General features: G+C 64.4%; 22 protein-coding genes and 1 tRNA gene. 6 read left to right on the top strand and 17 right to left on the bottom strand.

Translation table 11 applies throughout. From position 1 onward, the window contains the following. Nucleotides 1-59 precede the first annotated feature (59 nt). From FAZ11_RS12745 to rpsU, 4 genes are all read right to left on the bottom strand, one after another. Nucleotides 60-136, bottom strand: a tRNA-Ile gene (locus FAZ11_RS12745). 104 nt (nt 137-240) lie between these two features. Beyond that, nucleotides 241-2,097: an RNA polymerase sigma factor RpoD gene (rpoD, locus tag FAZ11_RS12740; protein WP_058760269.1), complete on the bottom strand. Its 1,857-nt coding sequence runs from the start codon at nt 2,095-2,097 to the stop codon at nt 241-243. Nucleotides 2,098-2,173: 76 nt separating this feature from the next. After that, on the bottom strand, nt 2,174-4,087 hold the full coding sequence (gene dnaG, locus FAZ11_RS12735; RefSeq protein ID WP_058774467.1) for a DNA primase: 1,914 nt from the start codon (nt 4,085-4,087) through the stop codon (nt 2,174-2,176). Nucleotides 4,088-4,250: 163 nt separating this feature from the next. Continuing rightward, nucleotides 4,251-4,466 carry a 30S ribosomal protein S21 gene (gene rpsU, locus FAZ11_RS12730; protein ID WP_007159750.1) on the bottom strand — a complete coding sequence of 72 codons (216 nt, stop codon included), beginning with the start codon at nt 4,464-4,466 and terminating at the stop codon, nt 4,251-4,253. 206 nt (nt 4,467-4,672) lie between these two features. On the opposite strand from rpsU, the gene tsaD reads away from it, so the two are divergent. Further along, nucleotides 4,673-5,698 carry a tRNA (adenosine(37)-N6)-threonylcarbamoyltransferase complex transferase subunit TsaD gene (tsaD, locus tag FAZ11_RS12725; protein WP_058768025.1) on the top strand — a complete coding sequence of 342 codons (1,026 nt, stop codon included), beginning with the start codon at nt 4,673-4,675 and terminating at the stop codon, nt 5,696-5,698. A gap of 45 nt (nt 5,699-5,743) precedes the next feature. Here tsaD and plsY read toward each other — a convergent pair whose 3' ends face one another. Next, the gene (plsY, locus tag FAZ11_RS12720) at nt 5,744-6,313 is read right to left on the bottom strand and encodes a glycerol-3-phosphate 1-O-acyltransferase PlsY (RefSeq protein WP_058774466.1); all 570 of its coding nucleotides are present in this window, start codon (nt 6,311-6,313) and stop codon (nt 5,744-5,746) included. A gap of 102 nt (nt 6,314-6,415) precedes the next feature. Here plsY and folB point away from each other — a divergent pair, with 102 nt between their 5' ends. Continuing rightward, nucleotides 6,416-6,769 (top strand): dihydroneopterin aldolase, encoded by a 354-nt coding sequence (gene folB / locus FAZ11_RS12715; protein WP_058768023.1) that lies wholly within the window; start codon nt 6,416-6,418, stop codon nt 6,767-6,769. After that, the gene (gene folK, locus FAZ11_RS12710; RefSeq protein WP_058774465.1) at nt 6,766-7,299 is read left to right on the top strand and encodes a 2-amino-4-hydroxy-6-hydroxymethyldihydropteridine diphosphokinase; all 534 of its coding nucleotides are present in this window, start codon (nt 6,766-6,768) and stop codon (nt 7,297-7,299) included. Before folB ends, folK begins: the two co-directional genes overlap by 4 nt. 211 nt (nt 7,300-7,510) lie before the next feature. Here the strand turns inward: folK and FAZ11_RS12705 are convergent, their stop codons facing one another. The 11 genes from FAZ11_RS12705 to FAZ11_RS12655 all read right to left on the bottom strand — a co-directional run bounded on the left by FAZ11_RS12705 (nt 7,511) and on the right by FAZ11_RS12655 (nt 21,485). Further along, nucleotides 7,511-8,638 (bottom strand): multifunctional CCA addition/repair protein, encoded by a 1,128-nt coding sequence (locus FAZ11_RS12705; RefSeq protein WP_058774464.1) that lies wholly within the window; start codon nt 8,636-8,638, stop codon nt 7,511-7,513. A gap of 50 nt (nt 8,639-8,688) precedes the next feature. Continuing rightward, nucleotides 8,689-10,230, bottom strand: a complete 1,542-nt coding sequence (locus FAZ11_RS12700) for a SpoVR family protein (protein WP_058760262.1) — start codon at nt 10,228-10,230, stop codon at nt 8,689-8,691. Beyond that, nucleotides 10,227-11,498: a YeaH/YhbH family protein gene (locus tag FAZ11_RS12695; protein ID WP_058760261.1), complete on the bottom strand. Its 1,272-nt coding sequence runs from the start codon at nt 11,496-11,498 to the stop codon at nt 10,227-10,229. Before FAZ11_RS12695 ends, FAZ11_RS12700 begins: the two co-directional genes overlap by 4 nt. A 76-nt stretch (nt 11,499-11,574) precedes the next feature. After that, on the bottom strand, nt 11,575-13,497 hold the full coding sequence (locus FAZ11_RS12690; RefSeq protein ID WP_058760260.1) for a PrkA family serine protein kinase: 1,923 nt from the start codon (nt 13,495-13,497) through the stop codon (nt 11,575-11,577). A 405-nt stretch (nt 13,498-13,902) separates the two neighbouring features. Beyond that, entirely contained in the window at nt 13,903-14,229 is a 327-nt protein-coding gene (gene glpE, locus FAZ11_RS12685; RefSeq protein WP_058768482.1) for a thiosulfate sulfurtransferase GlpE, read from the bottom strand. After that, nucleotides 14,226-15,047: a symmetrical bis(5'-nucleosyl)-tetraphosphatase gene (locus FAZ11_RS12680; RefSeq protein WP_137279287.1), complete on the bottom strand. Its 822-nt coding sequence runs from the start codon at nt 15,045-15,047 to the stop codon at nt 14,226-14,228. The genes glpE and FAZ11_RS12680 overlap by 4 nt, the downstream gene beginning before the upstream one ends. A gap of 8 nt (nt 15,048-15,055) precedes the next feature. Next, nucleotides 15,056-15,442, bottom strand: coding sequence for a Co2+/Mg2+ efflux protein ApaG (gene apaG, locus FAZ11_RS12675; RefSeq protein WP_058760257.1), 387 nt, complete (start codon nt 15,440-15,442; stop codon nt 15,056-15,058). Between the two features lie 37 nt (nt 15,443-15,479). Then, entirely contained in the window at nt 15,480-16,271 is a 792-nt protein-coding gene (gene rsmA / locus FAZ11_RS12670) for a 16S rRNA (adenine(1518)-N(6)/adenine(1519)-N(6))-dimethyltransferase RsmA (protein WP_058768483.1), read from the bottom strand. 87 nt (nt 16,272-16,358) lie between these two features. Further along, nucleotides 16,359-17,354 carry a 4-hydroxythreonine-4-phosphate dehydrogenase PdxA gene (gene pdxA, locus FAZ11_RS12665; protein WP_058779389.1) on the bottom strand — a complete coding sequence of 332 codons (996 nt, stop codon included), beginning with the start codon at nt 17,352-17,354 and terminating at the stop codon, nt 16,359-16,361. A 50-nt stretch (nt 17,355-17,404) separates the two neighbouring features. After that, nucleotides 17,405-18,700, bottom strand: a complete 1,296-nt coding sequence (surA, locus tag FAZ11_RS12660) for a peptidylprolyl isomerase SurA (RefSeq protein ID WP_058768485.1) — start codon at nt 18,698-18,700, stop codon at nt 17,405-17,407. After that, nucleotides 18,681-21,485 (bottom strand): LPS-assembly protein LptD, encoded by a 2,805-nt coding sequence (locus FAZ11_RS12655; protein ID WP_058774460.1) that lies wholly within the window; start codon nt 21,483-21,485, stop codon nt 18,681-18,683. The genes surA and FAZ11_RS12655 overlap by 20 nt, the downstream gene beginning before the upstream one ends. A 119-nt stretch (nt 21,486-21,604) precedes the next feature. Between FAZ11_RS12655 and FAZ11_RS12650 the strand changes: the two genes are divergently transcribed. Genes FAZ11_RS12650 through FAZ11_RS12640 form a run of 3 tightly spaced genes read left to right on the top strand, consistent with a single transcriptional unit; the run spans nt 21,605 to nt 24,050 of the window. After that, nucleotides 21,605-22,627 carry an aminoglycoside phosphotransferase family protein gene (locus FAZ11_RS12650; RefSeq protein WP_058774459.1) on the top strand — a complete coding sequence of 341 codons (1,023 nt, stop codon included), beginning with the start codon at nt 21,605-21,607 and terminating at the stop codon, nt 22,625-22,627. Beyond that, complete coding sequence (murU, locus tag FAZ11_RS12645) at nt 22,624-23,289, top strand: N-acetylmuramate alpha-1-phosphate uridylyltransferase MurU (RefSeq protein ID WP_058774458.1); 666 nt, start codon at nt 22,624-22,626, stop codon at nt 23,287-23,289. The genes FAZ11_RS12650 and murU overlap by 4 nt, the downstream gene beginning before the upstream one ends. Then, entirely contained in the window at nt 23,286-24,050 is a 765-nt protein-coding gene (locus FAZ11_RS12640) for a DnaJ domain-containing protein (RefSeq protein ID WP_058774457.1), read from the top strand. Before murU ends, FAZ11_RS12640 begins: the two co-directional genes overlap by 4 nt. Here the strand turns inward: FAZ11_RS12640 and FAZ11_RS12635 are convergent. After that, nucleotides 24,025-25,053 (bottom strand): DUF3530 family protein, encoded by a 1,029-nt coding sequence (locus FAZ11_RS12635; RefSeq protein WP_137279286.1) that lies wholly within the window; start codon nt 25,051-25,053, stop codon nt 24,025-24,027. The two genes, FAZ11_RS12640 and FAZ11_RS12635, sit on opposite strands and share 26 nt — an antisense overlap. Nucleotides 25,054-25,132 lie beyond the last annotated feature (79 nt).

Raw genomic sequence — 25,132 nt, 5'->3', positions numbered from 1 at the left:
AGAGCAAAAGCCCAGATCCCAGGCATGAAAAAGCCGCGCGGTGCGCGGCTTTCAAAACCTGGTGGGCCCACACGGACTCGAACCGTGGACCAAAGGATTATGAGTCCTCTGCTCTAACCAACTGAGCTATAGGCCCTATAGCGCGGTGGAGTATACCGGGGTGGGGGAAGATCGCCAAACCCTTGTCGGGCATAAAAAAACCGGAGCCTGGGCTCCGGTTTTTGATGCAGCGGTTGCGCCTTACTCGTCGAGGAAGGAGCGCAGGTGTTCGCTGCGGGAAGGGTGGCGCAGCTTGCGCAGGGCCTTGGCTTCGATCTGGCGGATACGCTCGCGGGTGACGTCGAACTGCTTGCCCACTTCCTCGAGGGTGTGGTCGGTGTTCATGTCGATGCCGAATCTCATGCGCAGGACCTTGGCTTCACGCGCGGTGAGGCCGGAGAGCACGTCGCGGGTGGCTTCCTTGAGGCTTTCGCTGGTGGCCACTTCGATCGGGGACTGCATGGTGCTGTCCTCGATGAAATCGCCCAGGTGCGAATCCTCGTCGTCGCCGATGGGCGTCTCCATGGAGATCGGTTCCTTGGCGATCTTGAGCACCTTGCGGATCTTGTCCTCGGGCATCTCCATGCGCTCGCCCAGCTCTTCCGGAGTCGGCTCGCGGCCCATCTCCTGCAGCATCTGGCGGGAGATCCGGTTCAGCTTGTTGATCGTCTCGATCATGTGCACCGGAATCCGGATGGTGCGCGCCTGGTCGGCGATGGAGCGGGTGATGGCCTGGCGAATCCACCAGGTGGCGTAGGTGGAGAACTTGTAGCCACGGCGGTATTCGAACTTGTCCACCGCCTTCATCAGACCGATGTTGCCTTCCTGGATCAGATCGAGGAACTGCAGACCGCGGTTGGTGTACTTCTTGGCGATGGAGATCACCAAACGCAGGTTGGCCTCGACCATTTCCTTCTTGGCGCGGCGGGCCTTGGCCTCGCCGATGGACATGGCGCGGTTGATGTCCTTGATCTGGGCGACTTTCAGCTCGTAGTCACGCTCCAGCTCGGCCAGCTGGGCCTGCTTGGCCTGGATATCGGCCTGGAAACGCTCGAGACCTTCGGCGTACTTGGGCTTGCCCTTGAGCAGGCCGGCGGTCCATTCGGTGTTGGTCTCGTTGCCGGGGAAGTGGCGCAGGAAGTCGGCACGCGGCATGCGCGCATCGCGCACAGCCAGTTGCATGATGGCGCGTTCGAGGCCACGGACGCGGTCCAGGGCTTCACGGACGCGGGTCACCAGGGCTTCGTACTGCTTGGGCACCAGCTTGATCGGCGAGAACAGCACGGCCAGGGCGACGAATTCTTCCACGGCGCGATCATCGTCGCGGCCGTGCTTCTTCAGGGCCTTCTGGGTCTTTTCCAGCTGCTCGGCCACGGCGCCGAAGCGCAGGCGGGCTTCTTCCGGGTCCGGACCGCCGTCGCCTTCTTCCTCGGCATCGTCGCCGTCGCTTTCTTCCTCGTCGTCCTTCTCGTCATCGACGGCCTTGGCATCGGTTGCCTTGTTCGGGACGGGCAGGTCATCGCTCTCGTTCGGCAGGGTGCCGTCGTCGGGATCGATGTAGCCGGCCAGGACGTCGGACAGGCGACCGCCTTCGGTGGTGACGCGGTTGTATTCGCTGAGGATGTAGTCGACGGTGCCCGGGAACTGGGCGATGGCGCCCATGACTTCGCGGATGCCTTCCTCGATGCGCTTGGCGATTTCGATCTCGCCTTCGCGGGTCAGGAGTTCCACGGTACCCATTTCGCGCATGTACATGCGCACCGGGTCGGTGGTGCGGCCGACATCGCTTTCCACCGCGGCCAGGGCGGCGGCGGCTTCTTCGGCGGCGGCTTCGTCGGTATCGGTCTCCGCCAGCAGCAGGGCATCAGCGTCCGGCGCGGTCTCGAATACGTTGATCCCCATGTCATTGATCATGCGGATGATGTCTTCCACCTGTTCCGGATCTGAAATATCCTCCGGTAGGTGGTCATTGACCTCCGCGTAAGTCAGGTAACCCTGCTCACGACCACGGGCGATCAATTCTTTCAGACGGGATTGCTGTTGCGCTTTTCCGGACATAGGTACCCTTCCACTGAAGGCTTAGGCGGGCAAAAATAGCTGAACATTATAGCCGGTTAGACGCTGGTCGTGCCAGTTAGGTCACGGTGCCCGTCGGACGGCTGAGGAGTTCGCGTAGGCGGTCCTTGTCTTCGGAGCTCAGTTCGCTCTGTCGCGCCTTGCGTAGGAGTTGCTCCAGCGAGCGATCACGCTGGCTGGCGGCTAACCTCGTTATGGTGTCGAAAAACTGTTGTTCAAGGTTGTCGCCGGCAATCAACCATTCTTTTTCCGCCAGGGCGCGCAACAGGCGTCCCTGCTCGGTGCCGTGCCAGCGAGCGATGAGTTGCAGGGTGGTCTGCCCCGGTTTCTTCTGCAGCGCCTCGACCAGGGCGACCAGCAGTTGGGCGTACTGATCGCTTTCCTCGGCGAGGTTGCGGGCATCCTGCACCGCTTGGGCCAGGGTTGGGTGATGCAGCAGGCTGCGTAGCGCCGCCAGCACCGGGGTCTCTACCTTGACCGGCGGTTGGCGCGGGATACGTTCGCCGCCGCCCTTGCCATTGAAGTCTTTTTTCCAACCCTTGCCGTCGCGCCCGCCTTTGCCCTCACGGCGTGGCGTCCATTGCTGCTGCGCCGGCGCTTCCTCGGTGTAGGCATAGGCGTAGTCGCCATAGTCCATCGGCGGGGCGTCCTGCGCCGGCCCGGGGGCGGGCGGTGCCAGCTGGCTCAGGGCGTCGTTACCCAGGCCGGTGAGTTCGCTCAGGCGCTGGCGCATCAGCAGGCGCAGGTTGTTGCCGGGAATCTTCTCGATCAGCGGCGCGGCCAGGGTAGCCAGGTGCGCCTTGCCTTCCAGGGTGGCCGGGTCGGCCTCGATCATCAGTTGCTGGAAGAAATACTCGGCCAGCGGCTGGGCCTGCTGGACGAAGCGGGCCTGGAAGGCGTCCGCGCCCTCGGCGCGGACCAGGCTATCCGGGTCTTCGCCTTCGGGCAGGAACAGGAAGCGCACACGGAAGCCGTCCTTGAGCACCGGCAGGGCCGACTCCAGGGCGCGCCAGGCGGCGCTGCGGCCGGCCTGGTCGCCGTCGAAGCAGAACAGGATGCTCGGCACGATGCGGAACAGCCGCTTGATATGCTCCTCGCTGGTAGCGGTGCCCAGGGTGGCCACGGCATTGCGGATGCCTTGCTGAGCCAGAGCGATGACGTCCATGTAGCCTTCCACGACGAGAATTTCGTCCAGGTCGCGGTTGTGCTTGCGTGCCTCGAACAGGCCATAGAGTTCCTGGCCCTTGTGGAACACCGGGGTTTCCGGCGAGTTGAGGTACTTGGGCTTGTCGTCGCCCAGTACCCGGCCGCCGAAGGCGATGACTCGGCCGCGGCTGTCGCGGATCGGGAAGATCACCCGGTCGCGAAAGCGATCGTATCTCTTGCCGCTCTCGGCGTTCTCCACCAGCAGGCCGGCGTCGAGCATGGCTTTCTGCTGCAGATCATCGCCACCCAGGTGCTTGCCCAGATTGTCCCACCCCGGCGGGGCGAAGCCCAGGCCGAAGTCGCGGGCGATCTCACCGGTAAGGCCACGTTTCTTCAGGTAGTCCACCGCGGCCTGGCGCTTGGGATGGTTGCGCAGCGCCAGACGATAGTATTCGGCAGCAGCGGCCAGCAGTGGATAGAGCGGGGAATCCGTGGGTTGCCGTGGCTTGCGCCGGCCACCGCTTTCCTCGCGCGGCACGTCCACGCCGGCCTTTTTGGCCAGCTCCTCGACCGCCTCGGGAAACTCGAGGTTGTCGTGGTCCATGATGAAGCCGAGGGCGTTGCCGCCGGCGCCGCAGCCGAAGCAGTAGTAGAACTGCTTGTCGGGGCTGACGCTGAAGGAGGGCGTCTTCTCGTTATGGAAGGGACAGCAGGCCATCCAGTTCTTGCCGGCCTTTTTCAGCTTCACCCGCGCGCCCACCACCTCGACGATGTCGGTGCGATTGATCAGGTCGTCGATGAAGCCTTGCGGGATGAGTCCGGCCATGGTCAGCGTCTGGATAGGAAGGCAAGCAGCGGAAGATGGAGCAGGCCGGGTGGCCAGGAGGGCAGTCTAGCGCCAGAGGGCGGCTGGGCGAAGCAGGAGTGTCAGAAACGAACAACCCGACCAGAGGTCGGGTTGTTTGATGACGCCAGGAGAGCGCTGTAACTCAGTACAGGCGCTCGCGACGGCGCTGTTCGCGCTGTACTTTCTTGGCGTGGCGCTTGACCGCGGCGGCAGCTTTACGCTTGCGCTCGGCGGTGGGCTTTTCGTAGAACTCGCGGCTACGAACTTCGGCCAGTACACCGGCCTTCTCGCAAGAACGCTTGAAACGACGCAGCGCTACGTCGAAGGGTTCGTTTTCTTTGACTTTGACGTTGGGCATCCAGGTCGTACCTTCAAAATTTACCGTGGTTTAATCCAACGCTAGCGGCAAAAGGGCACGGGAAGCGTCGGTTTTTAAGGGTTGCGGATAGTAACGCCTCAACCACCCCGCTGCCAAGCCCCGCTGGACGAAAAGCGCTGGCCGGTGCCGGAAGCGGGGCTTATCATGCGCGGCCTGACATCTTATACCCTCGAAGGCTTATCTCCATGCGTGTTCTGGGACTGGAAACGTCCTGCGATGAAACCGGCGTCGCGCTCTATGACAGCGAACGCGGCCTGCTGGCCGATGCGCTGTTCAGCCAGATCGATCTGCACCGCGTCTATGGCGGCGTGGTGCCGGAGCTGGCCTCGCGCGATCACGTCAAACGCATGCTGCCCTTGATCCGCGAAGTGCTGGACGCGGCGGGCAGCCGTCCCGACGAAGTGGACGCCATCGCCTACACCGCCGGTCCCGGTCTGGTCGGCGCCCTGCTGGTGGGCGCGGCCTGCGCGCAGGCGCTGGCCCTGGCCTGGGGCGTGCCGGCCCTGGGCGTGCACCATATGGAAGGCCATCTGCTAGCGCCCATGCTCGAAGAGACGCCGCCGCAGTTTCCCTTCGTCGCCCTGCTGGTCTCCGGAGGTCACACCCAGCTGGTGCAGGTCGATGGCATCGGCCGCTACACCGTGCTGGGCGAGTCCCTGGACGATGCCGCTGGCGAGGCCTTCGACAAGACCGCCAAGCTGCTGGGCCTGAGCTATCCCGGTGGACCGGAAATCGCCCGCCTGGCCGAGCGCGGCGTGCCGGGTCGCTTCGTCTTCCCGCGCCCCATGACCGATCGGCCAGGGCTGGAATTCAGTTTCAGCGGTCTGAAGACCTTCACCCTCACCACCTGGCAGCGCTGCCAGGCGGCCGGGGACGACAGCGAGCAGACCCGTTGCGATATCGCCCTGGCGTTCCAGACGGCGGTGGTCGAGACCCTGGCGATCAAGTGCAAGAGGGCCTTGAAGCAGGCCGGTCTCAAGTCGTTGGTGATCGCCGGCGGCGTCAGCGCCAACCGCGCTCTGCGCGAGACGCTGGAGCAGATGCTCGGCGAGCTGGGCGGCCATGTCTTCTATGCCCGTCCGCGCTTCTGTACCGACAACGGCGCCATGATCGCCTACGCCGGTTGCCAGCGGCTGTTGGCCGGTCAGCAGGAAGGCCCGGCCATCGCCGTCAAGGCGCGCTGGCCCATGGAGCAGCTGGCGGCGCTCTGAGACGGGCGGGCGACGTCACCGGACAATCCCAGCAGGACGCCAGGGTCAAAAATGACGCTCGGTACCCTGGCGCAGGGCACGCAGATTGTGTCTATGGCGGATCAGGATGAGGGCGGCGAGTAGCAGCATCGGTGCCAGCAGATCCGGGCGCTGCCAGGCGAACAGCGGCAGGATGCCGAGCACGGCGACCAGGGAGGCCAAAGAGGCGATGCGCAGGCTGGCGAACACCGCGGCCCAGAGCAGCAGCCCCAGCAGGGCGGCGGGTGGATAGAGCCCCAAGAGCAGGCCGGCCGCGGTGGCGACGCCCTTGCCGCCCCTGAAATGAAAGTACAGGGGATAGAGATGGCCGACCACGGCGGCAAGGCCGATCCAGGCCTGCTGCAGGGGAGTGAGTCCCAACTGGTGGGCGATCAATACCGGGATAAGGCTCTTGGCGAGGTCACCGGCCAGGGTCAGCAGCGCCAGCTTGCGTCCAGCCAGGCGCAACATGTTGCTGGCGCCGGGATTGCCGGAGCCGTCGTGACGCGGATCACGGGTACCGAACAGGCGACTGAGCAACACGGCGAAGGATAGCGAGCCCAGCAGATAGGCCAGCAGGAGCAGCAGCCAGAACATGGTAGGGTTCCGCGCCAGGATATGGTTCGATTCTACCGATAGCCCGCCGCTTGACGATAGGCGGCGACGATCAACAAGGCACGAAGGTGCGAGGCGAAGGCAGTGGACAAGGTTTTCATCGAAGGGCTCGAGGTCGACACCGTGATAGGGGTGTACGACTGGGAGCGTGACATCCGCCAGTGCCTGCGCATCGATCTCACCATGGGCTGGGACATCCGTGCCGCTGCCGAGAACGACGAACTCGAGCACACCCTGAACTACGCAGCAGTGGCCGAGCGGATCACCACCTTCGCCCACGAAACCTCTTTCGAGCTGGTCGAAACCTTCGCCGAGCGCCTGGCTGCGTTGCTGCAGGCGGAATTCGCCTTGCCCTGGCTACGCCTGCGCATCACCAAGCCCGGCGCGGTGCCGACCGCCCGCGGCGTGGGCGTGGAGATCGAGCGGGGGCAGGCGTGACCAGGGTCTATCTCGGACTGGGCAGCAACATTCAGCGCGAACGCCACCTGGGTATGGCCCTGGACGAACTCGCGGCGCTGCTGACCGATCTGCACTGCTCGCCAGTGTTCGAAAGCGAGGCTGTGGGTATCCGCAGCGCGCCCTTCCTCAATCTGGTAGTGGGCGGCGAGACCGAGCTCGATCCCGCGATGTTGAGCCAGCAGCTCAAGGCCATCGAAACCCGCAGCGGACGCTATGCGCCGGATCGCCAGGGTCTGCCACTGGATATCGACATCCTGCTCTATGGTGAACTGACCGGCGAGATCGCCGGCCTGACCTTGCCGCGAGCCGAGATCCTGCGCAACGCCTTCGTGCTCTGGCCGTTGGCGCTGCTTGCTGGGGAGCGACGGCATCCAGGCAATGGCCGTAGCCTCAACGAGCTATGGCAAGAAATGCGCGGCCAGACGACCCAGGTGCTGCGGCCCGTGTCCTTCAGTTGGAAGGGGATGGATCTTACCCCGGCGACGTTGCTCGGCGCCGACCTGGCGTAGCGCGATGGTGTTGGGCTTCGCTGTGCTCAGTGCCAACCTACGGGAACTCTTCCCTCTCTCCCTTTGGAAGAGGGCTGGGGTGAGGGGCTCAGGTGCAAGGAGCTTGGCCTCAGTCTACTGCTGTAGGTTGGGTTGAGACGGCTCCATCGTCGAAGCCCAACCAGAAGGTTCAACCTTGGGCAATGTTGGGCTTCGCTGCGCTCAACCCAACCTACGAGAGGCGTGCCAGGGCGTCGATACGGGCTTGCTTGAGCGCTTCTCCCAAGGCTGCGCCTTTGAAGCCCTGGGCGATTAGGGGCTCGACCGCCACCCCGCGCAATACCTCGGCTGCCAGGCTGAGCAGAGTCCGCGGTGGCTCGTCCTCGTCCGGTCGGGCGGCCGCTGCACAGGCGCAGGCCTGGAGGAATTCGTCGAAGCGCGCGGGTCTACGCAGCACGTCGAAACTCTGCAGTAATTCAAACCAGTCCTCCGCCGTCAACTGCTGTGCCCGCAGGGCCGTGGGCCAATGGCGGGCCAGCAAGAGCGCCAGCTCGGCGGGTTCGCGGGGGACCTTGAGGCGAGCCGTGATGGCGGCGTGTCGCTCTTCCGGTACGTCCAGGAGCAGGCAGGCCCAGCGCACATTCAGCGAGGCCTGGACCTCGGCGGTCTGGCGCAGGGGGGCATAGAGCCGCGCGCCTGGCTCGGACGAGTCTGTTTCGAAGCTTGCCGTCAATTCCGGCAAGAGCACGGCCAGGGCGCCGCAGTCGTGCAGGACCTGGATGAAGACATCCGGGCGGTCTTCGAGCAGGGCACGGGAAATTTCCTTCCACATCCGCTCGGCGGTCAGAGCATCGAGTTCGCCGCTGGCGACCATTTCCTGCATCAACCGGAGGGTCTCGGGTGCGACCGTGAAGCCCAAGGCGCTGTAGCGGGCGGCGAAGCGGGCGACGCGCAGCACTCGCAGCGGATCTTCGGCGAAGGCCGGGGATACGTGGCGCAACAGCCGCGCGTCGAGATCGGCACGACCGCCATAGGGATCTATGACGTTACCGTGATCGTCCTCGGCCATGGCGTTGATGGTGAGGTCGCGGCGGATCAGGTCCTGTTCGAGGGTGACGTCCGGTGCGGCATGAAAGGTGAAACCGCCATAGCCGCGCCCGCTCTTGCGCTCGGTGCGGGCCAGGGCGTATTCCTCGCCGGTCTGGGGATGCAGGAACACCGGGAAGTCCGCCCCTACCGGGCGATAACCCAGGGCGGCGAGGGCCTCGGCGCTGGCACCGACCACGACCCAGTCGACCTCGGTGACTGGTCGGCCGAGCAGGCGATCGCGTACGGCGCCACCCACCTTGAAGATTTGCATAAAAAAGACCTCCTTGCGGAGGTCTAGGATAGCGGAAAGACGATCACGGCTCAGATCGGTGAGGCCAGATCCAGGCGCCGGTCATGCTCGCGGCTCTCGTGACGCGGTGGGACGTGGAAGCTTTGGGCGACGTCTTCGCCCCTCATGCTTTCCAGGCGGATGTCGAAGCCCCACAGCCGGTGCAGGTGGCGCAGCACCTCTTCCGTCGAGTTCCCCAGCGGCTTGCGGTCGTGCTGGAAGTGACGGAGGGTGAGGGAGCGATCGCCGCGGCGGTCGACGTTCCAGATCTGCACGTTGGGCTCGCGGTTACCCAGGTTGTACTGAGCGGCGAGTTGCTCGCGGATCAGGCGATAGCCGCCGTCGTCGTGGATGGCCGCCACTTCCAGTTCATCGCGCTGGTCGTCATCGAGGATGCTGAACAGCTTGAGGTCGCGGATCACCTTGGGCGAGAGGTACTGCAGGATGAAGCTTTCATCCTTGAAGCTCTTCATGGCGAAGGTGACGGTGGCCAGCCAGTCGCTGCCGGCTATGTCGGGGAACCAGCGACGGTCCTCTTCCGTGGGGTTTTCGCAGATCCGGCGGATGTCGCGGAACATGGCGAAACCCAGGGTGTAGGGATTGATGCCGCTGTAGTAGGGACTGTCGAAACCTGGCTGATAGATCACCCCGGCGTGGGATTGCAGGAATTCGAACATGAAGCCGTCGGTGACCAGGCCCTCGTCGTAGAGGTCGTTGAGCAGGGTGTAGTGCCAGAAGGTGGCCCAGCCCTCGTTCATCACCTGGGTCTGGCGCTGGGGGTAGAAGTACTGGGCGATCTTGCGCACGATGCGGATCACTTCGCGCTGCCAGGGCTCCAGTAGGGGCGCGTGCTTTTCCAGGAAATAGAGGATGTTTTCCTGGGGTTCGGCGGGGAAGCGTGTCCCTTCATCCAGCGCTTCCTTGCCCGGCAACTTGGGAATGGTGCGCCAGAGGTCGTTGACCTGGCGTTGCAACTGCTCCTCACGCTCTTTCTGCCGCTGGCGTTCCTCGGCGGCGGAGATGGGGTAGGGCCTTTTGTAACGGTCCACGCCGTAGTTCATCAGGGCGTGGCAGGAGTCCAGCAGGTCTTCCACGGCATCGATGCCATGGCGCTCTTCGCACTGGGTTATGTACTGCTTGGCGAATACCAGGTAGTCGATGATGGAGCTGGCATCGGTCCAGGTGCGGAACAGGTAGTTGCCTTTGAAGAAGCTGTTGTGGCCATAGCAGGCGTGGGCGATCACCAGCGCCTGCATGGTCACGGTGTTCTCTTCCATGAGATAGGCGATGCAGGGATCGGAGTTGATCACTATCTCGTAGGCCAACCCCATCTGCCCGCGGCTGTAGTGCTTCTCGGTGTGCAGGAAGTGCTTGCCGTAGGACCAGTGGTTGTAGCCGATGGGCATGCCGACGGAGGCATAGGCATCCATCATCTGCTCGGCGGTGATCACCTCGATCTGGTTGGGGTAGGTGTCCAGCGCATAGCGCTTGGCGATCCGGGCGATCTCCCGGTCGTAGGTCTGGATCAGCTCGAAGGTCCACTCCGAGCCGGTGGAGATGGGCTCACGTTTCATGACACGAGTCTCCGCTGGAACAGTTCGCGGAATACGGGATAGATATCCCCCGCCGAGACGATCTGCTGCTGCGAGAAGGAATCCGGGAAACTGCCGCGGACGCTCTCGTATTCGTACCACAGTGCCTGATGCTCGCGCGGGGTGATCTCCACGTAGGTGTAGTACTGCATGAACGGCAGGATCTGCTTGGTCAGGATCTCCCGGCAGATGGGCGAGTCGTCGTTCCAGTTGTCGCCGTCGGAAGCCTGGGCGGCATAGAGATTCCACTCGTTGACCGGATAGCGCTCGGCCATGACCTCCTGCATCAGCTTGAGGGCGCTGGAGACGATGGTGCCGCCGGTTTCGCGGGAGTAGAAGAACTCCTCCTCGTCCACTTCCTTGGCGCTGGTGTGATGGCGGATGAACACCACCTCGATGCGTTCGTAGTTCCGCTTGAGGAACAGGTAGAGCAGGATGTAGAAGCGCTTGGCGATGTCCTTGGTGGCCTGGGTCATGGAGCCGGAGACGTCCATCAGGCAGAACATCACCGCCTTGGAGCTGGGGCTGGGCTGCTTGGAGAGTAGGTTGTACTTGAGGTCGAAGGTGTCGAGGAAGGGCACCTTGTCGATGCGGGCGCGCAGCCGCTCGATCTCGGTTTCGAGAGCCTGGATATCGCCGAGGTTATCGGGCTCCTCCACGCGCAACCGGGCCAGTTCCGCCTTGGCTTCGCGCAGCTTGTTGCGACTGCCGCCCGAGAGGGCGATACGGCGGGCGTGGGAGGCGCGCAGGGTGCGGATGATGTTGATGCGGGCGGGATTGCCCTCGTTGCTGATGCCGGCACGCACCGTCTTGAAGGTGTCGGTGCCGGTCAGCTGCTTCTTGACCAGGTTGGGCAGCTCCAGGTCCTCGAACATGAAGTCGAGGAACTCATCCTGGGTGATCTGGAAGGCGAATTCGTCCATGCCTTCGCCGCTGTTGCTGGCCTTGCCCTGGCCTTGGCCGCCACCGCCGCCCTGGGGACGGGGGATGCGTTCGCCGCTGACGAATTCCTTGTTGCCCGGATGGACGATGGTCTGGCGTCCACCCTTGCCTTGGTAGAGGGCGGGCTCGTCGATGTCGCGGGCAGGAATGCTGATCTGCTCGCCGTGTTCCATATCGGTGATGGAGCGCCGGCTCACGGCTTCCTCGACCGCCTTCTTGATGTGCTCACGATACCGCCGCAGGAAGCGGGTGCGGTTCACCGTGCTCTTGTTCTTGCCGTTTAGACGCCGGTCGATGACATAACTCATACAGGCCCTCCGGGCTATTGCAGGACGCCGCGACGACGCGTCTGGCGCGCCGTCGCGGGTTCAGCCTCAGGCTGCCTTACTGCGACTTGCGTACCCGTGAATACCACTCGGACAACAGTCGTACCTGCTTCTCGGTGTACCCGCGCTGGACCATGCGGGTGACGAAGTCGCTGTGCTTCTGCTGGTCTTCCTTGCTGGCCTTGGCGTTGAAGCTGATGACCGGCAACAGCTCCTCGGTGTTGGAGAACATCTTCTTCTCGATCACCGCGCGCAGCTTCTCGTAGGACAGCCAGCTCGGATTCTTGCCGTTATTGTTGGCACGGGCGCGCAACACGAAGTTGACGATTTCATTGCGGAAATCCTTCGGATTGCTGATGCCGGCCGGTTTCTCGATCTTCTCCAGCTCCTCGTTGAGGGAGGCGCGATTGAGGATCTCGCCGGTTTCCGGATCGCGGTATTCCTGGTCCTGGATCCAGAAGTCCGCATAGAGCACATAGCGGTCGAAGATGTTCTGGCCGTATTCGCTGTAGGACTCGAGGTAGGCGGTCTGGATCTCCTTGCCGATGAATTCCACGTAGCGCGGCGCCAGGTATTCCTTGATGAATCTCATGTAGCGCTCGCGGGTCTCGGCCGGGAATTGCTCGGCTTCGATCTGCTGTTCCAGCACATAGAGCAGGTGCACCGGGTTGGCCGCCACCTCGTTGGCGTCGAAGTTGAACACCCGTGAGAGGATCTTGAAGGCGAAACGAGTCGACAGGCCGTTCATGCCCTCGTCGACGCCAGCGCTGTCACGGTACTCCTGGATCGACTTGGCCTTGGGATCGGTGTCCTTGAGGTTTTCGCCGTCGTAGACGCGCATCTTCGAGTAGATGTTGGAGTTTTCCGGTTCCTTGAGGCGCGAGAGCACCGAGAACTGGGCCAGCATCTTCAGGGTATCCGGGGCGCAATGGGCGTTGGCCAGGGAGCTGTTGACCAGTAGCTTGTCGTAGATGTGGATCTCGTCGGAGACGCGCAGGCAGTAGGGCACCTTGACGATGTAGATCCGGTCGATGAAGGCCTCGTTGTTCTTGTTGTTGCGGAAGGTGTGCCACTCGGATTCGTTGGAGTGGGCCAGGATGATGCCGCTGTAGGGCAGGGCGCCGAGGCCTTCGGTGCTGTTGTAGTTGCCTTCCTGGGTCGCGGTCAGCAAGGGGTGCAGGACCTTGATCGGGGCCTTGAACATCTCCACGAATTCCATCAGGCCCTGGTTGGCCCGGCACAAGGCGCCGGAATAGCTGTAGGCGTCCGCATCGTTCTGCGGGTATTCCTCCAGCTTGCGGATGTCCACCTTGCCCACCAGGGCGGAGATGTCCTGGTTGTTCTCGTCGCCCGGCTCGGTCTTGGCGATGGCGACCTGGTTGAGGATGGAGGGGTAGAGCTTGACCACCTTGAACTTGCTGATGTCACCGCCGAATTCCTGCAGGCGCTTGGCCGCCCAGGGCGACATGATGCTGCGCAAGTAGTGGCGGGGGATGCCGTAGTCCTCTTCGAGGATCTGGCCGTCCTCGTCCGGATTGAACAGCCCGAGGGGCGATTCGAACACCGGCGAGCCCTTGATGGCGTAGAAGGGGACCTTCTCGATCAGGTGCTTGAGTTTCTCCGCGAGGGACGACTTGCCGCCACCCACCGGGCCGAGCAGATAGAGGATCTGCTTCTTCTCTTCCAGGCCCTGCGCCGCATGACGGAAGTAGGACACGATCTGCTCGATGCAGTCTTCCATGCCATGGAAGTCGGCAAAAGCCGGGTAGCGGCGAATGACCTTGTTGGAAAAGATGCGCGATAGACGTGAGTCGCTGGTGGTGTCCACCAGTTCGGGTTCGCCGATGGCCATGAGCATGCGCTCGGCGGCACTGGCAAAGGCGGTACGATCCTTCTTGCAGATCTCAAGGTATTCCTGAAGGGAATACTCTTCCTGACGAGTCGCTTCGAAACGCTCCTGGAAGTGACTGAAAATGCTCATGACGTCTCCTCGCTGGATACCCTGGACCAGCTTGGAATCGATGCCTGGAGCCTTGCCTTGCTGCCGGTGGGGAGCGGTCACGCCGGGCGACGAACGATAACGTCTGCACTACCTTCGCTGTCGTCTTGCCTAATCGATCCTTATAGCCTGCAGTAGGGTTGGGTTTCGAGAGACGCACGAAGGAGACCGATGGAGACGGTCCCCCTGGAATTCCCCCGAATCTCCAGTGGTTACACCGATGGTCCAAAGCCGGTTATCGAGCCCACCGTTTCCGGCGGGCCTGATTCCAGAATAGTCCTATCTGCGAGATGTGGAAGAGCCAATTCGGTTTATTCTTGTAACCACAGCGTCAATCGTCTGTGTTAATGGCGCGGCTCGCGTGGTCAGCGGCCGTTGAGCGGGCGCTCAGGCCTGACCGCTGGCGGTCTCGTCGGGATATTGGGTGCGCCAGTTTTCGAAGCCGCCGTCGACGCTGTAGACCTGGCTGAAGCCCTGGCCGGCGAAAAAGGCCGCGGCGCTCTGGCTGGAGTGGCCGTGGTAGCAGAACACCAGCAGCGGCGCGTCGAGATCGGCCGCGGCGATGAAGTCGTGGATGTTCTGGTTATCGACGCGTTGCGCTCCGGCGACGTGCAGGGTGGCATAGCTGTGCGGATCGCGAATGTCGACGATCCGCGCGCCCTGGCTACGCAGTTCCAGGGCCCGTTCGGGGGAGATACAGGTGAATTCGCTCATTTCTTCTCCTTGCAACTGCAGAGATGACGGCGATTGCCGTCGACGTCGAGCAGGGTCATGTCGCCACCCCAGACACAGCCGCTGTCGAGCGCCTCGACATTGGGCGCTGCGCAGCGACCCTTGAGCGCGGCCCAGTGGCCGAAGAGGATCCGCACGTCGCGGGTCAGCCGATGCTCGTGGCTGAACCAGGGGGCGAAACCGACCGGGGCGCTGTCCAGGCCTTCCTTGCTCTTGAATTCCAGGCGACCTTCCGGGCTGCAGAATCTCATGCGCGTCAGGTAATTGGTGATCAGGCGCAGGCGCTCCTGCCCTTGCAGTTCATCTTGCCAGAGCGCCGGTTCGTTGCCATACATCTGTTCGAGAAAGGGCACATGGGCCTGGTCATCGCGCAGCACGGCTTCCACTTCGCCGGCCAGGCTCAGCGCCTGGGCCAGCGTCCATTGTGGCGGCAGGCCGGAGTGGACCAGCACGCAGTTGCGCTCGGCATCGTGCTGGATCAGGGGCAGATGGCGCAGCCAATGCAGCAGTTCGTCGCGATCCGGTGCGGCGAGGATGTCGGCCAGGGTGTCCTGTTTCTTCAGCTTGGCGCCGCCGAAGGCTACTGCCAGCAGGTGCAGGTCGTGATTGCCCAGGACGCTGACCACCGAGTCGCGCAGGGCGTAGAGGTATCTCAGGGTTTCCAGCGACTGCGGCCCGCGATTGACCAGATCACCCACCAACCAGAGACGGTCCTGCGTGGGGTCGAAGCGGACCTCGTCGAGGAGACATTTCAGCGGATCCAGGCAGCCTTGGAGGTCGCCCACGGCGTACAGCGTCATCAGCAGTCCTAGTGTAACGAGCCGGGTACGGCCAGGCGGAAGGTGGGGATGGCGGCTTCGAAGCCATGGCCGTCACTGGCGACCATCTGGTAGCTGCCGCTCATGCTGCCCACCTGGGTCGGCATCAGGGTGCCGCTGGAGTAGCTATGGGTCTCGCCCGGCGCGATCAACGGTTGCTCACCCACCACGCCCGGCCCGCGGACTTCCTGCACCTCGCCGTTGCCGTCGGTGATGATCCAATGGCGGCTGAGCAACTGCGCCGGCAGGCTGCCGTCGTTGCGGATGCTCACGTCGTAGGCGAAGGCATAGCGTTCCTGGCTGGTGCTGGATTGTTCGGGCAGGTAGCGGGTGGTGACCTGCACGGTGATGAGGTAGCGCGGATCGGACTCGGTCACGAAAAGTGTCTCTACGGTGAGGCGAGATGGAAAGGGCTCAGTGGGATGCTAGCTGATTGGCCAGGCGCACATAGGCTGCCAGGTCCAGCTGTTCAGGACGCAGTCCAGGATCGACATCGGCCGCTTCGATGGCGGCGCTGTCCAGGGTGCCTTTGAGGGTATTCCTGAGCGTCTTGCGGCGCTGGCCGAAGGCCTCGCGGACGACGCGTTCGAGCAGCGCCGGATCGCGGGCCACGTGGGGCCGCTCGGTATGGGGTACCAGGCGCACGATGGCCGAATCCACCTTGGGCGGCGGATTGAAGGCCCCGGGGCCGACGTTGAACAGGTGCTCCACCCGGCAGTGGTACTGCACCATGATCGACAGCCTTCCCCAGTCGCCATTGCCGGGCACCGCGGCCAGGCGCTCCACCACTTCCTTCTGCAGCATGAAGTGCATGTCGGCGATGACGTCGGCGAAGCTGAGCAGGTGGAAGATCAGCGGGGTAGAGATGTTATAGGGCAGGTTGCCCACGACGCGCAGCCGGTCGCTGCCGGCGATGCTGGCGAGGTCGTACTTCATGGCGTCACCCTGGTGCAGGGTGAACAGCGGGTTGAGGCCGAACTTGAGCTTGAGCAGGGGGATCAGGTCCTGGTCCAGCTCGATGACGTCGAGGTGCGCGCCACTGCTCAGCAAGCCCTCGGTCAGGGCGCCCTGGCCCGGGCCGATCTCCAGCAGTCGCTCGCCGGGGCGCGCGTGGATGGCGCGCAGGATACGGTGGATCACCCCGGCGTCGTGCAGGAAATTCTGGCCGAACCTCTTGCGGGCACGGTGTTGGTAGAGCTCGGTCATCGGGTGCTCCGGCGCAGGCGCGGGCCTGCGATTTCAAGACGGCAAAGACTCACCAGTCTAGCAGACCCTGGGCTGCCACCGGAGCGCTCAGGTCACCGAGCGGCGATGGGCTGCCATGCTGTAGGCGGTATCGAGGGCGACCTTGAGGCTGCCCGTGTCAATCCGTCCGCTGCCGGCCAGGTCCAGGGCGGTACCATGGTCGACCGAGGTACGGATGATCGGCAGGCCCAGGGTCACGTTGACCGCGGCGCCGAAGCCCTTGTGCTTGAGTACCGGCAGACCCTGGTCGTGATACATGGCCAGCACCGCATCGCAGTGGTCGAGATGCTTGGGGGTGAAGAGGGTGTCGGCCGGCAGGGGGCCGATGAGCTCGAGGCCTTCTTCACGTAGCGTCGCCAGGGCCGGTTCGATGATCTCGATCTCTTCGCGCCCCAGATGCCCACCTTCGCCGGCATGGGGATTGAGTCCGCAGACCAGGATGCGCGGCCGCTCGATGCCGAAATAGCGGCGCAGGTCGCCGTCGAGGATGCGGGTCACGTCCAGCAGCGTCTTGCGGTCGATGGCGTCGGCCACGTCGCGCAGCGGCAGGTGGGTGGTGACCAGGGCGACCCTCAGGCCCGCGGTCGCCAGCAGCATCACCACCTGCGGAGTGCCGGTCAGTTCGGCGAGAAATTCGGTATGGCCGGAGAAGGCCACACCACCGTCGTTGATCACGCCCTTGTGCACCGGGGCGGTGATCATGCCGGCGAAGGTGTCGTCGAGGCAGCCCCGGCCGGCGCGGGTCAGGGTTTCCAGGACGTAGGCGGCATTGGCCTTGTCGAGCTGGCCGGTGACAACAGACGCGCCCAGCGGGGTATCCCAGACATAGAGCGCACCTGCCGGCGCCGGACCATCCGGCCAGGCTTCTGGCCCCACGCCGATCAACTCGATGGTCAGTCCCAGCTCGCCGGCACGCGCGGCCAGCAACTCGCGACTGGCGATGGCGATCAGGGCGTGGGGTTGGGCGTCTCGGGCGAGTAGCAGGCAGAGATCGGGACCGATACCGGCGGGCTCACCAGGGGTGAGGGCGAAGCGCAGGACCATGCACAGCTCCTGAAACAGAAAGGCCGCAGGGGATGCCTGCGGCCTGGGGATTACTGCTTGATCTCGACGTAGGCTTCGTCGCGGATCTGGCGCAACCAGGTCTGGAGCTCCTGGTCGTACTTGCGGTTACGCAAGAGATTGAGCGCCTGTTGTTCGCGGGCCTGTTGGGTGTTGTCCGTCGCCCGACGCCCCAGGACTTCCAGGATGTGCCAGCCGAACGAGGTACGGAACGGCTGCGAAATCTGGTTGACCGGCGAGTTGTTCATGACCTCGCGGAATTCCGGGACCAGGGATTCCGGATTGATCCAGCCCAGGTCGCCGCCACTGAGCGCGGAACCCGGATCTTCCGAGAAGCTCTTGGCCAGGGTGGCGAAGCTTTCACCATTCAGGATGCGTTCGCGCAGGCGCGCGGCCAGACGCTGGGTTTCCTCGTCGCTCCGCACGGCGTTGGGCTTGAGCAGGATGTGACGAACGTGGACTTCGTCGACGATGCTGGCCTCGCCACCGCGCTTCTCTTCCACCTTGAGGATCACGAAGCCGCCAGGTACGCGGACGGGCTGGGTAATGCCGCCGACGCCGACGCTGCCGATCAGGCGGTCGAAGGGAGGCGGCAATTGGGCGGCCTTACGCCAGCCGATCTCACCGCCGTCCAGGGCGTTGTCACCGGCCGAATGGGCGATGGCCAACTGGTTGAAGTCGGCGCCCTGGCGCAATTTGTTGTACATATCCTGGGCCTGCCGTGCGGCAGCGTCCAGGCCGGCGGTACCGGCGTTGTCGGCCACCGGGATCAGGATATTGGCCAGGCGATACTCTTCGGACAGCTGCAGCTTGCCCAGGTCCGAAGCGAGGAAGTTCTGCACTTCCTGCTGGGTGACCTGGACGCGTTGGCCGACCTGGCGCTGGCGTACCCGGCTGATCATCATCTCGCGGCGCACCTGCTCGCGGGCGGCGTCGTAGGAGAGACCGTCACGGGCCAGGGCCTGGCGGAATTCGGCCACGCTCAGGCCATTGCGCTGGGCGATGGTGGCGACGGCTTGGTTGAGCTCCTCGTCGGAGATCTTCACGCCCATGCGCTGCGCCAGCTGCAGCTGGATGTCTTCCAGGATCAGGCGCTCAAGCACCTGTTGACGCAGTTCGCTGTCCGGCGGCGCCGCAGCGCCGCGGCGAGTGATGTTCTGCTTGACCTCGTTGAGACGCTGATCGAGCTGGCTCTGCATGACCACGTCGTTGTCGACGATGGCCACGACCTTGTCCAGCGGTACCACGGCAGCCTGAGCCAGAGGGGTAAGAGCGAGCGCCGCGCCCAGGGCGAGCGGGCGCAGGGCGTTACATAGCTTGGTCTTCACGTTCACGATAGCCTTGAATGCCTCTGTCCAGGAAACCTTCGGTCTTGCCGCCGAAGACGTTGCCGAGTCCCTTGAGCACGATCTGCAGGAAGATCCCGCGGTCGGCTTCGGAGCTCTGCGATGTGTAGTAGACGTCGTCTTCGCTCTTGAGCCAGTAGCGGCTGATCAGACGCAGTTTCCAGCAGCAGTTGTCGTACTCGAAGCCACCGAAGGCTTCCAGGGTACGGCTCTTGTTGTAGTCGAATTGCCAGCGGGCGATGGCTGACCACTGGGGCACGATGGGCCAGATGAAGGAGATGTCGTGCTGGTCGATCTTGTAGTCGTCGCTGTTGTAGGTGAAGCGACCGAAGTTCGGATCGAACACCCGGACGTTGTCACGATAGCGATAGCCGACGTTCAGGATCTTGCCTGGCTGGGCTTCCGGCTGATAGTGGAACATCAGGCTACCGGAGTCGGTCTGGTGCAGCACCGGATCCCAGTTGTACTCGCCATTCACGCGCCAGTCGCGGTTGAAGCGATACATGCCGGCCAGGGCATAGGGCGAGCGCGAGGTGGTGGCCTGGGGATTGTCGATGTTCTGACCGAGGCTGCGCGAGTAGGCCAGGTCGTCCTTGGTCAGGCCGGGCAGCTGCACATCGCGGTCACGGAAGTAGAACAGCTCGCCGAAGCTCACGTTGGCTCGCTCGAAGCCGTTGGGCTCGATGAAGCGGCTGGTGGCGCCCAGGGCCAACTGGTTGGCATCGCCGATGCGGTCGCGACCGGTGAAACGGTTGTCGCGCCACAGCGAGCTGTAGCTGAAGGTGTATTCGCCGGTGTCGAACACCGGCAGATCGTCCTGGTCGCGATAGGGCACGTAGAGGTACTTGGCGCGGGGTTCCAGGGTCTGCTTGCCGCCTTCGCCGAACAGGTTCGAGGCGCGGTCGAAGTACAGGCCGCCATCGAGGCTGAAGATCGGGATGGAGCGGGTCGGGCTGTCGTTGAAGCTGGTCACGCTGGAGCCAGCCGCGGCGCGACGACCACCGCCAGTCAGCGGCGAAGCCAGGTCGCTTTGGCCGGTGCTGTCCAGATCCAGATCGTAGCGGGTGTAGGCATAGCGCAACGACGGCGTCAGGAAGCCCCAGGACTCGGTCATGGGTCGCGAAATACCCGGCTCGACGTGGTAGCGCTCGCCTTCGGCTCGGGTTAGACCGAACAGGTTGACGTCGGGACGGTTGCGGACATTGGTGCGGTTGCCGTTGTCGTCCAGGTCGAAATAGGTGTTGTCGTCGAAGCTGCGGGTGAAGCGCACCGCCTCGGTATCGTAGGTGAAGTCCAGGCCGCCCGGGTTGTAGGGCAGGGCGCCGGTCAGGGTTAGCTGCGGTAGGCGGTCGTAGGGTGTCACGTCGGAGACGGTCGCCAGTTGATAGGCCTGGGCGTTGAGGCCGGCCACGAAGTTATCGCCACGATAGGTCAGGCGACCCTGCTGGTTCACGTAGGTCGGCTTGTTGATGCCGAGGTCGGTGTCCAGGTCCTGGAAGTAGTAGGGATCGCTGATGCGGGTGTAGTCCACCTCGGCCATCAGGCGCGAATCCAGGCCACTGCGGTTCTTCCAGCCGTACAGCCAGCGGTTGTCGGTGGCTTCCGGTTCGCCCTGGTGCTCGGGATCGCTGTCCTTGAGGTAGGAGCCGTACACCTGGCCTTCGCTGCTGTGGGTCAGGTAGCGGAACTCACCCTCGGTCTGCAGGCCGTGCTTGGCCATGTAGCGCGGATAGAGGGTGGCGTCGTAGTTGGGCGCTAGGTTGAAGTAGTAGGGCGTGGTGATCGCGAAGCCGGTGTCGCTGGAGGTGCTGATCGAGGGCGCTAGGAAACCGGACTGGCGGCGGTCATCGATGGGGAAATAGATGAACGGCGTATAGAGGACCGGGATGTCCTTGACTCTCAGGGTGGCATTGGTCGCATAGCCCAGGCCCGTCGCCGGGTTCAGCGTAACGGTGTTGCCCTTGAGCTGCCAGGCGTTGCTGCCCGGTTCGCAGGTGGTGTAGGTACCATCCTTGAGGCGGATGATGGCGTCGTCGCCGCGCTTGGCGTAGAGCGCGCTGCCACGGGCATGGTTCTGGTGCATGACGAATTCGGCGTTGTCGATCTGGACCTGGCCGTTGTCCAGCTGCAGGTCGGCCTTGTCGCCCACCATCAGTACGCCGTTGTCGCGGAATTTGACGTTGCCCTTGAGCTCGCCGCGATTTTCCAGCTGATGCAGGTTGGCTTCCTGGGATTCCACCTGCATGCCGCCCTGACGCAGCACCACGTCACCGGCGAGGGTGGCGACCTGCTGCTCCTGCTCGTAGCGTGAGGCCTTGGCGGAGATGTAGGTCGGGGCCTTGGAGGTCGGGGTGTTGTCGTACATGCCCGGGCGCTGCGGCTCGACATAGGCGCCGCTGCAGTAGGGAGCGGTCTCGGCCAGCTGGGCCGGCGTGAGCTGGTCACGCGGGACCCAGTCCAGATGGCTGTAGTCGGCGCTGCGGGACTTCAGGGCGCGGCCCTTGCTCTCGGTGACCAGCACGGCGTCGTCGCCCTTGCGAGCGGCCGGCTGAGCCGCGACACCTTGGGTCTCGCCCTTGCTGGGACGGGGCGGCAGAGCCGTCGTCGGCGCCAGGGTGCCGCATGACCAGCCACCACCGGCACCGGCAGTACAGTTGAACTGTTCGGCGGGCGCGGCGATGAGGGCGGTGACGGGCTGCATGGCGAGCAGGCTGCCGGTTACCAAGAGGGGAAATTTTCTGCGAAACGCGGGGGTTTTCACGGCCATCCTTAAAGTCGTCCTGCACGCCGGCCATTAAGGGGCCGCGGCCTCTCGATGGGCTCAAAAAGATAGCGGATAATAAAACATGACCTGCGCATCGGCTAGGGCCGGGGGATCCGCTGTAAATGACTGAAGATGTTCGCTTAAACCAGATAGAAGACTGGCTGACCAGCGTTTTGCCGGAAATTTTCCGAGAGCAGGCCTGGGGCGAGGTGCCGGTCGGCAGCCTGACCGCGGCCAGTAGCGATGCCAGCTTTCGCCGCTATTTCCGCTGGGCGGGGGAGGGACGCAGCCTGATCGTGATGGATGCCCCGCCGCCGCAGGAGGACTGCCGTCCGTTCGTGCAGGTGGCCGGTCTGCTGGCGGCTGCCGGGGTGCATGTGCCGCGCATCCTGGCGCAGGATCTGGAGCGCGGGTTCCTGCTCCTGAGTGACCTGGGCACCCTGACCTACCTGGAGGTGATCAACGCGACGAACGCCGACGATTACTTCCAGGCCGCCATCGAGGCGCTGCTGGCCTTTCAGACCAAACAACCGACGAACGGCAGTCTGCCGCTCTACGATAGGCCTTTGCTGGCACGTGAGTTGAGCCTGTTTCCGGAGTGGTATGTCGGTCGTGAATTGGAGCGGACCTTCAGTGCCACGCAACTCGAGCGTTGGCAGGCCATCTGCGAGCTATTGATCGACAGTGCGTTGGCGCAGCCGCAGGTGCTGGTCCATCGGGACTTCATGCCGCGCAATCTGATGCTGAGCACGCCCAATCCGGGCGTGCTGGACTTCCAGGACGCGGTCATCGGCCCGGTGACCTACGACATCACCAGCCTGTTCAAGGATGCCTTCCTGAGCTGGCCGGAACCGCTGGTGCAGCGCTGGTTGCTGGGTTACTGGGAGCAGGCGCGTAATGCCGGGGTGCCGGTACAGGCCGACTTCGCCGACTTCCAGCGCGCCTCGGATCTGATGGGCGTGCAGCGCCATCTCAAGGTGATGGGCATCTTCGCCCGTATCTGGCATCGCGATGGCAAGCCACGCTATGTCGCCGATACCCCGCGCTTTCTCGTCTATATCCGCACCGTGGTGGCGCGGCGGCCGGAGCTGGCCGACCTGGGCCGGCTGCTCGACGAATTGCACGCCGAGCGAGTTGAGCCATGAAGGCCATGATCCTGGCGGCGGGCAAGGGCGAGCGGATGCGGCCGCTAACCCTGAGCCTGCCCAAGCCGCTGATCGAGGTGAACGGTCGCCCGCTCATCGAGCATCACATCCAGGCGCTGGCCGCGGTGGGTATTACCGAGTTGGTGATCAACCATGCCTGGCTAGGTGCGCAACTGGAAGCCGCCCTGGGCGATGGCAGCCGGTTCGGGGTTAGCATCCGTTTCTCCGCCGAGGGGGAGCCGCTGGAGACCGGTGGGGGCATTTTCCAGGCGTTACCGTTGCTCGGCAGCGAGCCCTTCGTGCTGGTCAATGGCGATATCCGCACCGATTTCGACTTCGCCGACCTGGCCCTGCCAGCTGGCTGCCTGGCGCATCTGGTGCTGGTCGACAATCCCGTCCATCACCCGGTCGGCGATTTTGGTCTGGTGGGTGGCCGGATCACCTCGGAGGCCACGACCAAGCTCACCTACAGCGGTATCGCCGTGCTGCATCCGCAGTTATTCGAAGGCTATACGGCCGGAGCCTTCAAATTGGTCGACGTGCTGCGGCCGGCCATCGCGGCCGGGCGGGTATCCGGTGAGCGACTGCACGGGCGTTGGGTGGACGTGGGCACCCTGGAGCGCCTGGCCGAGGCGGAGCTGCTGTTCGGGACCGCCCCGTGAGACTCTGGTTCTGGCCGCTGACGCTGCTGGGTTTCCTGGCTGGCTGGACGGTGGCCAGCATTCCCGGGGCGCTGCTGGTGGCGCTGCTCGCCCATGCGGCGGAGCGCAAGCTGGGGCTGACCTCTCTGGCCGGCTGGAAGGCGCGTTGGCAGCGCCGCCCCGGCCGGTTCGAGCACCAGGCGCAATTCCAGCTGCTCGGGCGGCTGGCCAAACGTGGTGGCCGGGTGCTCACCGCGCATATCCGCCAGGCCGAGGGGGAAATCGAGCGCCTGGGCCTGAGTGCAGACGACCGCAAGCGCGCCATCGCCGCCTTCGAGCAGGGCAAGGGCGGCACGCTGCCATCGACGGACGAATTGCAGCGACTCAGCGAGCGTGGCGAGAACATCCTGAGAGCCTGCTGGCGCATGGTCTGGATCAGCGGCAGCGTCAGACCCGGTGATCGCGACGAGATTCTTGGCTGGGGCCAGGCGATGGGTTTCGCCGAAGCCCAGGTGCTGGCCCTGCAGCCACCGGCACAGACCGCCCCGCGGCAGCCCAGCAAGGAGGAAAGCTATCGCCAGGCCCTGCAACTGCTCGGCGTCACCGACGATGCCGATGCGGCCACGGTGAAGCAGGCCTATCGGCGACTGCTCAGCCGTCACCATCCCGACAAGAAGGCCGGAGCCGGGGCGGGCCAGTCGGCGGTCTATGCCGCGGCCCAGCGTACCGCCGAGCTGCACGCCGCCTACCAGTTGATCAAGACCCGGCGGGGCTTTCGCTAGCCGCGGGGGCGGCAGGCAGGTGGTCGAGCCAGCCACGCAGGCGGCGCATGATCTGCTGCTGTTCGTCGGCGCGGTCACCGAAGTGCACTGGCAGTTCGATCTGGCGGTAGTTCTTGTTGGCCTTCTGCGAGGCGCGGTCCTTGCGATTCACGGCGGCCGCCACGTCCGGATGGCGCACCAGGTCGGCGATCTGCAGATCTTTCTTGCCCATGGTGGCGACCAGGCGCGGCGGCATGCCCTGTGGCTCGCTACCGTCGATGAGCACCAGTTGACGGACCTCGCTCGGTTCCTTTTCCGCCAGGTAACGCGCGGCCCAGTAGGCGCCGGTGCCGTGGCCGACCAGGATGATGGGCTTGACGCCCTGTTGCAGGGCGAAATCGATGCCGGCGGCAACGCGGGCCAGGACCTGCTCGGCATGGGCGTTGGCCAGGGCTTCCGGATCGACCGGCGCGGTGGCCGCCTGGGCCGGTTCGCCGGAACCGGCTTCGGCCTGGGTCTGGGGTGTCGGCGCCGCACCGCTGCCGCCAGTCACCGGCGGCGCCGTCTGCTCGGCATTGGCCTGGGCGTCGCTGTCCGCCGGGGCGGTGGTGCGACGTAGCGCGGCCAGGGGGTCGTAGGGATCGGGCAGGCTGAGGCTGAGGGTGTCCCAGCCATAGGTGGGCAGGTCGTTGCGCAGCGGCGCCACCACATTCGGCCAATCGGCGGATTCGCCGTCGCCCGGTATCAGGATCAGCATGCCGCGGGCCTTGGCCGGGACCGACGGGCGCAGCAGCGCCAGAAAGCTCTCGTCGCCGGCGCGCAGTTGCTTCTGCTGCTCGGCCGGCAGCTCGCGTGCCAAGGCCTGCTGCTGTTCGGCGCTGCGCGTCGGGGCGGGGGCGAGGGTGGCCGTCTGGGCGGGCGGGGCGGCTTCCGCAGCCGGCGGCGCCTCTTCGGCCTGCACGGAGGCGGCCAGGGCGAGCAGGAGCAAGGCTCCGGCGCGCAGCCGCGGGGATGACGATGACATCGAATGGACTTCCTCGAACGGATGGACGGCAGGGGTCAGCGATGGACCCCGAGGAGCCTACCGCCGTTCAGGCCGGCTG

It is taken from the genome of Pseudomonas rhizoryzae, from assembly GCF_005250615.1.
Taxonomy (GTDB): Bacteria; Pseudomonadota; Gammaproteobacteria; order Pseudomonadales; family Pseudomonadaceae; genus Chryseomonas; species Chryseomonas rhizoryzae.
Note: the sequence above shows the minus strand (reverse complement) of the source record. Positions and strands in the feature narration are given on the sequence as shown.

Excerpts from the sequence above, each read along its gene's own strand:
- rpoD (WP_058760269.1), bottom strand. The coding sequence starts at position 2,097 with ATGTCCGGAAAAGCGCAACAGCAATCCCGTCTGAAAGAATTGATCGCC.
- dnaG (WP_058774467.1), bottom strand. The coding sequence starts at position 4,087 with ATGGCCGGACTCATCCCGCAAGGCTTCATCGACGACCTGATCAATCGC.
- rpsU (WP_007159750.1), bottom strand. The coding sequence starts at position 4,466 with ATGCCCAACGTCAAAGTCAAAGAAAACGAACCCTTCGACGTAGCGCTG.
- tsaD (WP_058768025.1), top strand. The coding sequence starts at position 4,673 with ATGCGTGTTCTGGGACTGGAAACGTCCTGCGATGAAACCGGCGTCGCG.
- plsY (WP_058774466.1), bottom strand. The coding sequence starts at position 6,313 with ATGTTCTGGCTGCTGCTCCTGCTGGCCTATCTGCTGGGCTCGCTATCC.
- FAZ11_RS12705 (WP_058774464.1), bottom strand. The coding sequence starts at position 8,638 with ATGCAAATCTTCAAGGTGGGTGGCGCCGTACGCGATCGCCTGCTCGGC.
- FAZ11_RS12700 (WP_058760262.1), bottom strand. The coding sequence starts at position 10,230 with ATGAAACGTGAGCCCATCTCCACCGGCTCGGAGTGGACCTTCGAGCTG.
- FAZ11_RS12695 (WP_058760261.1), bottom strand. The coding sequence starts at position 11,498 with ATGAGTTATGTCATCGACCGGCGTCTAAACGGCAAGAACAAGAGCACG.
- FAZ11_RS12690 (WP_058760260.1), bottom strand. The coding sequence starts at position 13,497 with ATGAGCATTTTCAGTCACTTCCAGGAGCGTTTCGAAGCGACTCGTCAG.
- glpE (WP_058768482.1), bottom strand. The coding sequence starts at position 14,229 with ATGAGCGAATTCACCTGTATCTCCCCCGAACGGGCCCTGGAACTGCGT.
- FAZ11_RS12680 (WP_137279287.1), bottom strand. The coding sequence starts at position 15,047 with ATGACGCTGTACGCCGTGGGCGACCTCCAAGGCTGCCTGGATCCGCTG.
- rsmA (WP_058768483.1), bottom strand. The coding sequence starts at position 16,271 with ATGACCGAGCTCTACCAACACCGTGCCCGCAAGAGGTTCGGCCAGAAT.
- pdxA (WP_058779389.1), bottom strand. The coding sequence starts at position 17,354 with ATGGTCCTGCGCTTCGCCCTCACCCCTGGTGAGCCCGCCGGTATCGGT.
- FAZ11_RS12655 (WP_058774460.1), bottom strand. The coding sequence starts at position 21,485 with ATGGCCGTGAAAACCCCCGCGTTTCGCAGAAAATTTCCCCTCTTGGTA.
- FAZ11_RS12650 (WP_058774459.1), top strand. The coding sequence starts at position 21,605 with ATGACTGAAGATGTTCGCTTAAACCAGATAGAAGACTGGCTGACCAGC.
- murU (WP_058774458.1), top strand. The coding sequence starts at position 22,624 with ATGAAGGCCATGATCCTGGCGGCGGGCAAGGGCGAGCGGATGCGGCCG.
- FAZ11_RS12635 (WP_137279286.1), bottom strand. The coding sequence starts at position 25,053 with ATGTCATCGTCATCCCCGCGGCTGCGCGCCGGAGCCTTGCTCCTGCTC.